Genomic DNA, 13,065 nt, shown 5'->3' on the forward strand with positions numbered 1-13,065 from the left:
GCCGTCGGCGAATCGATCGACGGCGGCGACGCGCATCGAGCGACGCCGTCCTCCGTGCGGTTCACTTTCACTCCGGTAGCACACACCTTTTAGCCTCCCCGTTAGTAAGGGAAGACGATGACGTCGTTCCAGTCGACACTCGGTGACGAGCCGGGGATCGCCGAGGAGCTGGCCGAGAGTCAGCAGTCGATCTCCATCGCCGAGTTCTTCGAGAAGAACAAGCACATGCTCGGCTTCGACAGCGGCGCTCGTGGCCTCGTCACGGCCGTCAAGGAGGCCGTCGACAACGCCTTAGACGCCGCCGAGGAAGCGGGCATTCTCCCGGACATCTACGTCGAGATTCAGGAAACCGGTGACTACTATCGCCTGATCGTCGAGGACAACGGACCGGGACTGACCAAAGAATCGCTCCCGAAGGTCTTCGGGAAGCTCCTCTACGGATCGCGCTTTCACGCACGCGAACAGTCCCGGGGCCAGCAAGGGATCGGTATCTCCGCCGCCGTCCTCTACTCACAGCTGACGAGCGGGAAGCCCGCGAAGATCACCAGTCGGACGCAGGGCTCGAGCGAGGCGGAGTACTTCGAACTGATTATCGATACCGACGAAAACGAACCCGAAATCAGCGTCGAGGAGACGACGACCTGGGATCGCCCCCACGGGACGCGCATCGAACTCGAGATGGAAGCCAACATGCGCGCCCGCCAGCAGCTCCACGATTACATCAAGCACACGGCGGTCGTCAACCCCCACGCTCGCCTCGAGCTTCGCGAGCCCCAGGAACACTTCAAGTTCGAACGCGCGACCGACCAGCTCCCCGAGGAGACCGAGGAAATCCGCCCGCACCCACACGGTGTCGAACTCGGGACTGTGATGAAAATGTTGAACGCAACCGACTCCCAGACGGTTTCCGGGTTCGTACAGGGTGAGTTCACTCGCGTCGGGAAGAAGACCGCCGAATCGATCATCGACGCGTTCCGCGACCGCCACTACGGCCGCGAGATGCGCTGGCGTCCCCCGGCGTCCCACGAATCCGTCGACGTCGCGACAGCGGTCGAGAACGCGACGGCGAACAAGGGCCCGGACGCGACCAGCGCCTTCGCCGAGGCCGTCGCGGACGCCGTCGGCGATCGGGACCGGATCGCCCACCACGAGTTACTCGAGGTCGTCGACTCGGCCGCAGACGGCGTCGAGGCCGACCACGGAACGACGTTCGGCGACACCGTCCGCGAAAACGCCGTCCGGGCCGTGTGGCTCGAATTGATCGACGCCGCCGACGACGCGGCGGCGAACGCGGGCGACGGTGCGGACGACACCGACGTGGACTCGCGCCTCGTAACCGACCTGTACGAACTCGCCGACGACGCGACGAGCACCCGCAAAGACGACGAGGTGATCCACGCGTTCGCGGACCGGCTCGCGGCCAAATTCGAGGAGGAACGCGAAAACGACAACGTCCGCCATCGGCTCTCCCGCGGCCAACTCCGCGAGTACGTCGACCGGGCGGCGGATCTCACCGAGGAGTACGACGACGTCTCGTTCGGCGAGACCGCTCGCGAGAACGTCGTGGAGGCCGTCTGGAGTGTGATGGCGACGGTGCCGGACGACCCGCCGCTCGTCCGGGAGCTAAACGGCGACCGCGATGCGACCAGCAACCTGGTCGACGCCATGCGCGCCACCGACATCATGGCGCCGCCGACGCGGTGTCTGGCGCCGATCACCGAGGACCTCATCACCGCGGGCCTCGAGAAGGAGTTCGACGCCGATTTCTTCGCGTCGGCCACCCGTGACGCGGGCGTCTCCGGCGGTGACCCGTTCGTCGTCGAGGCCGGAATCGCCTACGGCGGTGATCTCGAGGCCGAAGGAACCGGCGAGGTCCTCCGATTTGCGAATCGAGTCCCCCTGGTCTACCAGCGCGGGGCCTGTGCGACGACCGACGTGGTAAAGACGATCGGCTGGCGCAACTACGGCCTCGATCAACCCGGCGGCTCCGGGCTGCCGAACGGGCCGGTGGTGATCATGATCCACGTCGCCTCGACGAACGTTCCGTTTACGAGTGAATCGAAAGACGCCATCGCGAACGTTCCGGAGATCGAAGACGAGATCGAACTGGCGGTCCGAGAGGCCTCGCGAGAGCTCAAGAGCTATCTCAACAAGCGCCGGTCGATGCAGCAGCGCCGAAAGAAGCAAAACGTCCTCGGGAAGATCTTACCGGAGATGGCAGAGAAGGTCGCCGAGGTCACCGGCCGCAGCAAACCCGATATCGACGACGCGGTCGCACGCATCATGAACAACGTTCTCGTCGAGCGCCAGATCGAAGAAAACGGAACCGGCGCCGCAGTCTCCGTCGTCGTCGAGAACAACTCCAACACGAAAGAGTCACTCGAGGTGACCGACATCGTCTCGGCCGAGCCCGAGAACCTCTCTGACGGCGCGACCGTCGTCGAGATGGACGGCGAGTGGTTCGTCAAGTGGGAGGCCGACGTCGGAAGCGGCGACGATGCCACGCTCGGGTACGAGGTACCGGACGACGCGACGTTCGATCTGGACGTCAAGGGCGTCGAAAGCGAGAAACTCACCGTTACTGACCAATGAGCGCAGACGATACCCAGCAGGCACGAGAACAGTTGATCGATCTCGCGGCGCAGTTCTACGACCAGTTCGAACTGGGCGAGATCCCGCATATGTCCGTGCCGACGCGGACGAAGAACAACATCGAGTACGACGAGGAAAAAGACGTCTGGGTCTACGGTGACCGGGAATCGACCAGATCAGCCAACTCCGTTCGAGGTGCGCGAAAGCTTCTCAAAGCGGTCTATACGATCGAATTCCTCTCCGGCCAGCTCGAAGAGGACCGGTCGTCCACCCTGCGTGAACTCTACTACCTCTCGGAAAGCTGGGACAACGACGAAGCCCAGTTCTCGGATCAGGACGAATCGAACGGCCTCATCGAGGACCTGGAGATCGTCTCCGGGGTCACTCGCGAGGATTTCCACATGCGCCCGGAAGAGTCCGGCGCGACGATCATGGGACCGCTGCACCTCCGCGAACAAACCCGTCGTGGCGAGCGCGAGATTCACTGTCAGGAAGACGTCGGCGAGGGCGGCTACCAGATTCCGAACAATCCGGACACGATCGACTTTCTCGACTCCGACGCCGACTTCATTCTCGCCGTCGAGACCGGTGGGATGCGCGATCGACTGGTCGAGAACGGGTTCGACGACGAGTACAACGCCCTGATCGTCCATCTCAAGGGTCAGCCCGCCCGGGCGACCCGCCGGATCACCAAGCGTCTCCACGACGAACTCGATCTGCCCGTGACCGTCTTTACCGACGGCGACCCGTGGTCGTACCGCATCTACGGCTCGGTCGCCTACGGGTCGATCAAGTCCGCCCACCTCTCGGAGTACCTCGCGACCCCGGAGGCCCAGTTCGTGGGCATCCAGCCCGCCGACATCGTCGAGTACGAACTGCCCACCGACCCGCTCTCGGATTCGGACGTCAACGCCCTCGAGAGCGAACTCGAGGACCCCCGCTTCCAGACCGATTACTGGGAGGAACAGATCGAACTGCAACTCGACCTCGAGAAGAAATCCGAACAGCAGTCGCTGGCGTCGTACGGTCTCGATTTCGTGACGGATACGTATCTCCCGGATCGGCTCAGCCAAATGGACGTAATCTAGCGGTCGTCGAGATTCGGCGCCGTAGATCCGGACCCGCGGTGCTGTGAATTTGTCCGCTGGGTGGTGGAAGGCGGGAAGGGTCGATTTTGCGAGGTGCCCCGGAACGCCCGTGTGAGAACGAGCGGACCGAGGAGGCGGCCGAGTGTCCCGAGTGAAGTACCTCGGGGACAAGCCCCGAGGCACTCGCCCTACTCAGCCTGTAGACGATCGAGACAGCGTCCGAGCGCTGCGAACGATCGAACGACCGGTCGACGGGGAGAGCGGACGACTCGTCCCGTCCGGTCCCCGATTTCGACGGGCGTTCGCACGACGGCGTCCCCTGTGTCTGCAGGTCCAACCGGTTCCTGTCTCCACCGACTCTCACCGTCTAGAACGTGGCCATGGCTGACGACACTGACGAAAAACGACCGTTGCACAGCGAGCCGGACGAGGAAGCGATCGACGAGCCGACGACGTCCGGTGCACAAGAGGCGGACGAAACCGCGTGGATGATGAAAGAGGGGGTAACGATCGGCCTCATTTCGATAGTGGTCTTTTTCGTCCTCGCGTTGGGGCTCCTGCAGGGGACCGGACTCGTCGATCTTCTCGCACCGATCGCGGATAGCGAACTCGGTCAGTGGGCCGCCTTCGCAGCCCTGATCGTCGCCGTTCTCGCGGCGTTCGCGTGGTCTCGCCGCGGCGTCTGATCGCCGCGTGAGCCACACGGCTACCGATCGAGGACGATCGGAACGCCGCTCCTCGCCACCTCGACGACGAACGCCTCGTCGTCGGTTTCGATCGCCTCGAACGTGTCGTAGTGAACCGGGAGGACGAGATTCGGCTCGAGCCGTGCGGCCAGCGCCGCCGCTTCGTGACGATCCATCGTGAACGTGCCGCCGATCGGCGGCACGAAGAGATCAACGGGAAGGGTTTCGTGAACCGGTAACACGTCGGTATCGCCGGGCCAGTACGCGGTGACGCCGTCGATCGTGACGCCGAACCCACACCCCCGCCCCTCGGGATGGTATGGGATCCCGTTTTCGTCGGTGTGTGGGCCGTCGGGATCGTTGTACGCCGGTGTCGTGAACAGGTCGAGCGGTCCGAGGACGAACGAGTCGTCGTCCCCGACCCGCTCCACGTCGTACGGCAGGTCGTCCGGATCGTCGTCCACCCGGTCGATCTCGCTCGCGTCGATCGATTCGTGGACGACGATCAGTGACTCTTCGTGTGCTACCCGTCGGATCGACGCCGGATCGTAGTGGTGGTCGTGACTGATGAGAACCAGATCGCCGTCGCGAGCATCGTAGCCGTCTAGCACTCCGTAGTGTTCCGGACCGGGATCGATGTAGACGACCGCACCCGTTTGCCCCTCGAGTCGAATCGTCGCGAGACCGAACCAGTCGACGGTAAGCGGGTCGAACCGAACTGTCATAGGCGTCCTTTCTCGAGCGAGGCGAAAAGCGTTGTAGTGCCAGACGAGCGGATGGCGGACTGCAGACGAGCGGATGGCGGACTGCAGACGAGCGGATGGCGGACTGCAGACGAGCGGATGGCGGACTGCAGACGAGCGGACAGTCCTGCCACAGCGAATCGGGCCGTCGCTGGGCGGTCGTCGGTCGCCCGCTCGCTTCAGGGAATCCGGACGGAGTGTTCGAGCGTCCCGACCCCCTCGACTTCGATCTCTATCTGGTCGCCGTCCTCGAGTGGGCCGACGCCGTCCGGGGTGCCGGTCGCGATCACGTCGCCCGGTTCCAGGGTCATGTAGGTCGTTATCTCGGCGATCAGTTCGGGGATCGTAAAGATGAGCTGCTCGCGATTACCGTCCTGGCGCAGGTCTCCGTTGACGCGGGTCCGAACGGCCGCGTCAGCGGGGACCTCGTCGGGAGTCGCGAGCACGGGGCCGATCGGGGCAGCGCCGTCGAACGCCTTTCCGCGGATCCAGTTCTGCTCGAGTTGCTGGTCGTCCCGGTTCGAGAGGTCGTCGACGCAGGTAAAGCCCTCGACGACGTCCATGGCCGATTCCTCGGGCACGTGGCGACACTGCTCGCCGATGACGAGGCCGATTTCGGCCTCGTGGTCGATCCGCTCCTTGCCCGCCGGAAGCGTCACAGTATCGCCGTGGGCCGCAAGCGTGTTCGGTCCCTTCAGAAAGAGCAGCGGTCGGTCGGGAAAATCGGACCCCATTTCGTCGATGTGTTCGGCGTAGTTTCGACCGATACAGACGATTTTCGATGGATCCGACGGCGGCAGGATGTCGATCTCGTCGCTGTCGAACGCGTAGCTCTCGTTGGCGAAGCGAACGGTCCCGTCCTCGTACTCTCCGCGCCGGATCGCTCCGGCCGGGTCGCGGAAACGAACGTATTTCACGACCGGTGGATGGTCACAGGGGGTTAAAAGCGTTGAGAAGGAGGGATATTTCGACGGATTCTCGCGAGCGTCGGCGGGCTAACAGTATCGCTCGAGTTCCGCGTAGGCCTCCCGTGCTGCCCGGTCCGGTTCACCGGGGTACGTATAGAGCTCCAGCGTCGCGAAGCCGTCGTACCCGACGTCATCGAGGGCGTCGAATATCGCCCGAAAGTCGAGATCACCCTCTCCAGGTATCCGATGGTAGTGCTTTCCCCGGCGGCCCCCGACGATGTCCTCTACGTGGATTCCCGTGATCGAACCGCTCGAGCGGCGGATGCTCTCCGCGACGTCTTCACCGTAGACGGCGGCGTGGCCGACGTCTACGTTGACGCCGAGGGAATCACGGCCGACGTCATCGATGAGCGCGAGAACCTCGTCGGTGTTCTCGACCAGCAGTTCGGGTTCGAACTCTATCCCGACTTCTACGTCCCTCGCCTCGGCGTACTCGAGGATGTCCGCGAGCGCCTCGCGGAGGTAGTCGGACGCTTTTTCCGGCGGCGTGCCGGGCAACGGTCGGCCGGTGGCCAGACAGACCGCCGGCGAACCGACGGTTTCGGCGAGGTCGATCGCCCGCTTCGTGTAGTCGATTCGCCACTGACGGGCGGCGTCGTCCGCACGGATCACGCTCGGTTCGAAGAACGCCGACGGCGGCGCATCGTCGTAGTAGCCCATCGCCGTGTTCGCGTTGATATTCGAGACTGCGAGCCCGGTGTCTGCGAGGGCATCGAGGAGCGCGTCGCGGTCTCCGTCGCCGAAGTCCGGGAAGTACGCGTGGGGGTCGTCGCCGAGTAGTTCGACGCCGGCGTAGCCGTGATCCGCGATCCGGCGAACCGCCTCGGGGAGGTCGTAGCGGGTGTACGCGTTCGTCGAGAAAGCGAGTTCGACCATCGATTCAGTCCTCCTACACCGGTGGACCACTAATTCGTTGGCCCGGCGGCGTCGATCACGGGCAGCCACACGGCTGGTTCGAGTCTCGATCGAGGTGCTATCGGGTGGCGCTCGTCGTCGGCCGGTCGGGTACGGATGCGGCGGACCGCACGAACCGCGGTGTGAACCGCGGCCGGTCGGGTCGAACCGTGGTCGCGGCGTGAGGCCGCACGCGAGCGGTCAGGTCACGTCGAACATCCGGCCGAGACCCACCGCCGGAACGAGAAAGACACCGGCAGCAACCCCCCAGCGGATTCCGGCTGCCGCGGCGAAGCCGGCGTCGAGCAACACGAGTCCGAGGACGCACCCGCCGACCGCCGGACCGACGGTACTCGGAACCGGATCGGCGTACGCCGCGCGCAGGGGACGTCCGACCCACCAGCAAAACGCCGTCGCGAACGCGAGCGCGACGAGAATCTCGAGCCCCGACGACTCGACGCCGACGAGGTACACGCAGAGCGCGACGACCGCCAGGACCGCACCCCCGGAGGCGACCGCGACAGCACGTCGATTGTCCCCCTCGGATTCTCGTGCCGCCATGAACGTGACGGCGCTGATGTAGCCGGTGACGACCGCCGGAACCACGACCAGTCGGGCGGGAATCTCGAGCGCAGCGCTTCCGGCAGCGGTCGCTCCGAGGACGACGTTCAGTCCTCGAGTCGCACCCATCGCGATGAATCCGGGGGCCGATCCCTTCAGGAGGCCGTCGTAGGCGAGGATCGCGATGGCCACCGATCCGGCGACGACGGCTGCGGGGCCGCCCGCGGCGACGAAGGCGATGCCGACGGCGACGAAAAGGAGCGCGAATCCGAGTTCGAACGCGGTGCGCCGGTCGATCCGTCCCGACGGAATCGGCCGATTCGGCCGCTCTCGAGCGTCGAGAGGCGCGTCGAACGCGTCGTTGAGGGTCGTCCCGCCCGCGTACAGGAAGACGGACCCGAGCGACAGTAACGCGACCGCCGACGGAGACGGGGTAGCGCCGGCGACCGACACTACCGCCGCACCGAGGATCACGTCCGGCGGTGCGGTAAAGAGGTTCGGCACGCGGACCAGTTCGGCGTACGCACCGAGCGCTGGACGCGAATCACCGGTCTCCGAGTCACGCACATCTGCGTCACGTGAATCACCGCCAACTGTCGGACGCGAGTCAGCAGCGTCCGATCCGAGCGAGCCTGTGTCGACCGGCTCACGCGAATCGTTCTCACCCGTTTCACGCGAGTTGCTGTCGGTCGATCCCCGCGGATCGCGCTCGCCGGGCGATTCCCACCGGTCGCCGTCGACCGGACCTCCCCTTTCGGAGCGATCCGACGGCGCACCGCCGGCCACCCTACGCCCACCCGCGTTCCTCGAGGAAGGCCATCGCCTCCCGCGCGGTCTCGATCGGCGTTTCCTCGTAGGGATAGAGTTCGACCGTGACGAAGCCGTCGTAGCCTCGGGTCTCGAGTTCGCCGAGGAACGCGTCGACGTCCATCGCGCCGTCGCCGAGCTGGGTGTGCTCGTGGGTCCGATCGGCCGGGATGTCCTCTAGGTGGTAGTGACTCGTGTATTCCCAGAGCGGCTCGACCAGTTCGGCCGGGTTCTCGCCGACGCAGTAGAAGTGGCCGGCGTCGAAGTTGCAGCGGACGCGCTCGGAGTCGACGCGCTCGACCAGTTCCAGAAACTCGTCCGCGGTCTCGATCAACAGATCGGGCTCGGGCTCGACGAGCAGGTCGACGTCCACCTGTTCGGCTTTCGCCAGGACGGTCTCGAGGGCGTCGACGAAGGTCTCTATCGCCCATTCGCGCGATTTTCGCTCGGGTATCGGTCCGCCGGGCTCGATCGAGATGTAGGGCAGGTCGAGCGCCGCCGCGGTCTCGAGCGCGGCGAGGGTGTAGTCGATTCGCTCCCGTCGATACGACTCGTCCGGCTCGATGTAGGAGGGGTGATGGAAGTCCTCGATCGCGGTAAGCATGAACGCATTACCGTTGCTAACGCCGATTTCGTTCCGCTCGAGGGCGTCTTCGACGCCTGCGCGTTCCGCGTCCGTCGCGGCCGGCGGGTAGAGGTGTGGCTCGTCGAACAGCAGTTCGACGCCGTCGTATCCCGCATCGGCGATGGCTTCGATGGCGTCCGCGAGGGGATACTCGCGAAAGGCGTTGGTGGAGAACCCGAACCGCATCTCAGGCCTCGTAGTCGAAGTTCGGGGACTGGTCGAAGAACTCGTAGGGGTTGTCGAAGACGACTTTACGGACCTCCTCGCGGTCCCAGCCCCGGTCGATCATCCGGTCGCGGGCCTTCGGGACGGCGAGCGGGTCCGAGGGATCCCAGTCGGCGGCGCTGTTGAAGATCATGTTGTCGGTCCCGTACTCCTCGAGAAGGTCGATCGCCGACGCCGCCTCGATCTTGCCCGGGTAGAGCGTGAAGCCGATCCAGCAGTCCGTTCGGGTCGAAATGTCGATCGTGTTCTCGGTGTTGTGATCGATGACGATCCGCTCCTCGGTCACTCCCATCTCCTCGATGATCTCGACGATGCGCTCGGTGCCGGACGGCTTGTCGGTGTGGGGCGTGTGGACGATGACGGGAAGCTCCCTGTCCTCCGCGAGTTCGAGCTGTCGGCGGAACGCCCACTCCTCGTCGTCCGTGACCTGGTCGAAACCGATTTCGCCGACGCCGACGACGGGGTCGCGATCGAGGTACTCCGGAATGCGGTCTACGACCTCCTCGGCCATCTCTCGATAGTTCGCCTCTTTCGGCTCGAGACCGATCGTGACGTAGTGGTCCATGTTGGCGGCCCGCTCTGCTCGATCGGTTTCGTGGTCGATGATCTGTTCGAAGTAATCGAAGAACGCACCGGCATGGTGTTTGTCTTGACCGCTCCAGAACGCAGGTTCGATACAGCACTCGATGCCCGCGTGTCGCGCTCGCCGATAGTCCTCGGCTGAACGCGATACCATATGCATATGAGGATCGATAATCCGCATAGGCGCTGGTCGAGGGATGAACGGTTTGGTCCACCGATCGTTCGAACGGCAAATCCGAGGTTGATGACGGCGGATCGACCGGCCCTCACAGCGGAATCCGATCTTGTGACCGGTCAAACCGGTCTTACTTCCGCTACGCGAGTCATAACGAAAGTCGTCCGGTTCCGACTCTCGGTGGAATGTCCGCTACGGAACGAGCGAGAGACGCGGGGCGTCACGGTCTCGGAGTGGGGTGGCTGCGAATCGTCCAGTCCGCGCGCGACGACCGCGAACCCGAATCGTCACGACCGCGCGACCGCCCGTGGATATCGAACGATCGCAGATGAACGGAGGGCGTGAGTCCGCCGCCGAGGACCGAACCGGCGTGTGGCTCGTCGGCGCGCGCGGCAACGTCGCGACGACGGCCATCGTCGGTGCCCGCGCGATCGCCGAGGGGGTGACCGACGGCACCGGCATGGTAACCGAACGCGAGCCGGTCTCGAGTCTCGACCTGCCGCCGGTCGAGGGGTTCGTCTTCGGGGGCCACGACATCGAACCGGAGTCGCTCCTCGCTCAGGCGGAGCGCCAACGCGATCGAAACGGTGTTCCTGACCAGGAGACACTCGCGGCGGTCAGAGACGACCTGACGGCGATCGACGAACGGATCCAGGTCGGAACGGCCGTCAACTGCGGCGCGGCGGTCTCCGAAGAGAGCGAACGGATCGACGAATCGCTCGGAATCCGGACCGTCGTCGAGCAGATCCGCGACGACTACGAAACGTTCCGAAAGTATCACGATCTCGAACGGCTCGTGGTCGTCAACGTGGCGTCGACCGAACCCGAACTGGCGGAGCCGGAGCGATACGCCAGTCGCGACGCGCTCGAACGGGCGATCGACGAGGACGACCGCGAGTTGCCCGCGAGCGTTCTCTACGCCTACGCTGCGATCGACGCCAGTCATCCCTTCGTCAACTTCACGCCGAGTGCCGCCAACTCGCTCGGCGGAATCCGCGAACTCGCGGCCGCGAAATCCGTCCCGCACATGGGACGCGACGCGAAGACCGGCGAAACGCTCGTCAAGTCCGCGCTCGCGCCGATGTTCGCCGGCCGAAACCTGCAGGTGCTGAGCTGGGAGGGACACAACATTCTGGGAAACAGAGACGGCCTCGTTCTGGAAGACGACGCGAACGCAGCGGGCAAGCTCTCGAGCAAGGGCGACGTCCTCGATTCGATACTGCCGGAAATCGGTCACAACCGTGTCCGAATCGACTACACCCCGTCGCTCGCGGACTGGAAAACGGCGTGGGACTACATCCATTTCCAGGGCTTCCTCGAGACGGAAATGACGATGCAGTTCACCTGGGAGGGATCGGACTCGGCGCTGGCCGCCCCGCTCGTCCTCGATCTCGTGCGCCTCGTCGCTCACGCCGACGAACGGGGTGAGGGAGGACTCCAGCCCCAGCTCGCGTCGTTTTTCAAGGCGCCGATCGGGGTCGACGAGCACGACCTCTCCCGACAGATGGAGCGACTGTCCGACTACGCGGACCGAAATCACTGACACCGACGGCCCGGTATTCGATTCGACCGACCATCGACCACGGCGATTGCCGACCGATCGATTCGACCGACTCGCGACGGACCAACGATTCACGCCAAAACGCACCCCGAACCTGCCATCCCATGACCGACTCATCGATTTCCGAGACCAGCGAACCGGCCGGCCGAACCATCGTCCTCGACGTCGTCGGCCTGCAACCTCAGCACATCGACGCCGATCGAACGCCGACGCTCGAGTCGTTCTTCGCGAGCGAGAGCGTCCGACCACTTCGGCCGACGTTCCCGGCGGTGACCGTTCCCGCACAGACGACGCTTGCGACGGGGCAACGGCCGGACACGCACGGCGACGTCTCCAGCGGGGAGTTCGATCGCGAGCGTCAGACCGCCGAGTTCTGGGAACGCGACCGCGACGGTCGCGATCGGATCTGGGAAACCGCAAGTGACGAAGCGGGACTGATAACCGGCGTCCTGAACTTCCAGCACCTGATCGGAACCAGCGCCGACGTGGCCGTGACCCCGTCTCCGATCGAAGACGAAAACAACGACATTCTCGAGATGAACTGCTGGACGAACCCGGACGGCTTCTACGACGACCTGCGCGAGGAGTTGAATCACTTCCCGCTGCACAACTACTGGGGTCCCGGCGCGAACGAGGACGGAAGTCGATGGATTCTCGCGGCCGCTCGCGAGGCGATCGAGCGGTTCGACCCCGACCTGCTCTGGGTCTACGTCCCGCATCTGGACTACGTCGGACAGAGCAGCGGGCCGGGAAGCGATGCCTTCCGCGCGGAACTGTCGGTCGTCGACGACCTGCTCGAGGAGTTTCTCACCCACCTCACGGAGACCGATCGGTGGGACGAAACGGCCCTCGTCCTCGTCAACGAATACGGATTCCACGACGTCGACCGACCGGTGTTCCCGAACCGGGCGCTCCGCGAAGCCGGGCTCCTCGAGGTAGCTGGAGACGGTGAGGCCGCGATCGGCGATTCGGCCGCGTTTGCGATGGTCGATCACCAGATCGCACACGTCTACGCCGACGAGGGGTCGGTCGAGGCGGCTCGCGACGTGTTCGAGTCCCTGGAGGGGGTCGACGACGTTCTCGGACGACGCGGCAAGGCAGATCGGGGAATCGACCACCCCAATGCGGGCGAGATCGTGCTCGTCGCGAATCGGGACGCCTGGTTCCAGTACTACTGGTGGGACGACCCCGAGAACGCGCCGCCGTACGCGACGGAGATGGACATCCACGCGAAACCGGGCTTCGACCCGTGCGAGCTGTTCTTCGGTGAGGAGGGACTCGTCTCGCTCGACGCGTCGAAGGTCGGCGGTTCACACGGGCGCGTCGACGAATCGGCGTACGGCAGCTTCGGCCTCGGCGGTCCGGCGGCTCCCGCCCTCGAAGGTGACGAACCGGTCGACGCGACCGACGTCACCCCGACGATACTCGATCTGCTCGGACTCGAGGGAACCCTCTCGATGGAACTCGAGGGGACGTCACTCCGCAATTCCGAGGGGGAGCGAAGAAGTACGTGAAACCGTAGCAATAGCGGATCGGAACGGAACGCTTTTCACTAGGC

At 64.8% G+C, this 13,065-nt stretch carries 11 protein-coding genes; 5 read left to right on the top strand and 6 right to left on the bottom strand.

The features are described 5' to 3' along the window. Window positions 1-117: 117 nt before the first annotated feature. The 3 genes from NJT13_RS02425 to NJT13_RS02435 all read left to right on the top strand — a co-directional run bounded on the left by NJT13_RS02425 (window position 118) and on the right by NJT13_RS02435 (window position 4,366). Window positions 118-2,592, top strand: coding sequence for a DNA topoisomerase VI subunit B (locus NJT13_RS02425; RefSeq protein WP_254523901.1), 2,475 nt, complete (start codon window positions 118-120; stop codon window positions 2,590-2,592). Beyond that, a complete protein-coding gene (locus NJT13_RS02430) occupies window positions 2,589-3,680 on the top strand; it encodes a DNA topoisomerase IV subunit A (protein WP_254523902.1) in 1,092 nt (363 codons plus the stop codon). Before NJT13_RS02425 ends, NJT13_RS02430 begins: the two co-directional genes overlap by 4 nt. A 380-nt stretch (window positions 3,681-4,060) precedes the next feature. Continuing rightward, window positions 4,061-4,366 carry a hypothetical protein gene (locus NJT13_RS02435; RefSeq protein ID WP_254523903.1) on the top strand — a complete coding sequence of 102 codons (306 nt, stop codon included), beginning with the start codon at window positions 4,061-4,063 and terminating at the stop codon, window positions 4,364-4,366. Window positions 4,367-4,386: 20 nt separating this feature from the next. Here the strand turns inward: NJT13_RS02435 and NJT13_RS02440 are convergent, their stop codons facing one another. From NJT13_RS02440 to NJT13_RS02465, 6 genes are all read right to left on the bottom strand, one after another. After that, on the bottom strand, window positions 4,387-5,091 hold the full coding sequence (locus NJT13_RS02440) for an MBL fold metallo-hydrolase (RefSeq protein WP_254523904.1): 705 nt from the start codon (window positions 5,089-5,091) through the stop codon (window positions 4,387-4,389). Window positions 5,092-5,288: 197 nt separating this feature from the next. Further along, the gene (locus NJT13_RS02445; protein WP_254523905.1) at window positions 5,289-6,026 is read right to left on the bottom strand and encodes a fumarylacetoacetate hydrolase family protein; all 738 of its coding nucleotides are present in this window, start codon (window positions 6,024-6,026) and stop codon (window positions 5,289-5,291) included. Window positions 6,027-6,104: 78 nt separating this feature from the next. Continuing rightward, a complete protein-coding gene (locus NJT13_RS02450) occupies window positions 6,105-6,953 on the bottom strand; it encodes a sugar phosphate isomerase/epimerase family protein (RefSeq protein ID WP_254523906.1) in 849 nt (282 codons plus the stop codon). A gap of 219 nt (window positions 6,954-7,172) precedes the next feature. Then, complete coding sequence (locus NJT13_RS02455) at window positions 7,173-8,099, bottom strand: UbiA family prenyltransferase (protein ID WP_254523907.1); 927 nt, start codon at window positions 8,097-8,099, stop codon at window positions 7,173-7,175. Window positions 8,100-8,319: 220 nt separating this feature from the next. Further along, entirely contained in the window at window positions 8,320-9,150 is an 831-nt protein-coding gene (locus tag NJT13_RS02460; protein WP_254523908.1) for a sugar phosphate isomerase/epimerase family protein, read from the bottom strand. Window position 9,151: 1 nt separating this feature from the next. Continuing rightward, window positions 9,152-9,952 carry a TatD family hydrolase gene (locus NJT13_RS02465; protein WP_256549408.1) on the bottom strand — a complete coding sequence of 267 codons (801 nt, stop codon included), beginning with the start codon at window positions 9,950-9,952 and terminating at the stop codon, window positions 9,152-9,154. Between the two features lie 322 nt (window positions 9,953-10,274). On the opposite strand from NJT13_RS02465, the gene NJT13_RS02470 reads away from it, so the two are divergent. Both NJT13_RS02470 and NJT13_RS02475 read left to right on the top strand, forming a co-directional pair. Next, window positions 10,275-11,489, top strand: a complete 1,215-nt coding sequence (locus NJT13_RS02470; protein ID WP_254523910.1) for an inositol-3-phosphate synthase — start codon at window positions 10,275-10,277, stop codon at window positions 11,487-11,489. 122 nt (window positions 11,490-11,611) lie between these two features. After that, window positions 11,612-13,021 (top strand): alkaline phosphatase family protein, encoded by a 1,410-nt coding sequence (locus tag NJT13_RS02475; protein WP_254523911.1) that lies wholly within the window; start codon window positions 11,612-11,614, stop codon window positions 13,019-13,021. The last annotated feature ends 44 nt before the right edge of the window (window positions 13,022-13,065 follow it).

It is taken from the genome of Natrinema caseinilyticum, from assembly GCF_024227435.1.
Taxonomy (GTDB): domain Archaea; phylum Halobacteriota; class Halobacteria; order Halobacteriales; family Natrialbaceae; genus Natrinema; species Natrinema caseinilyticum.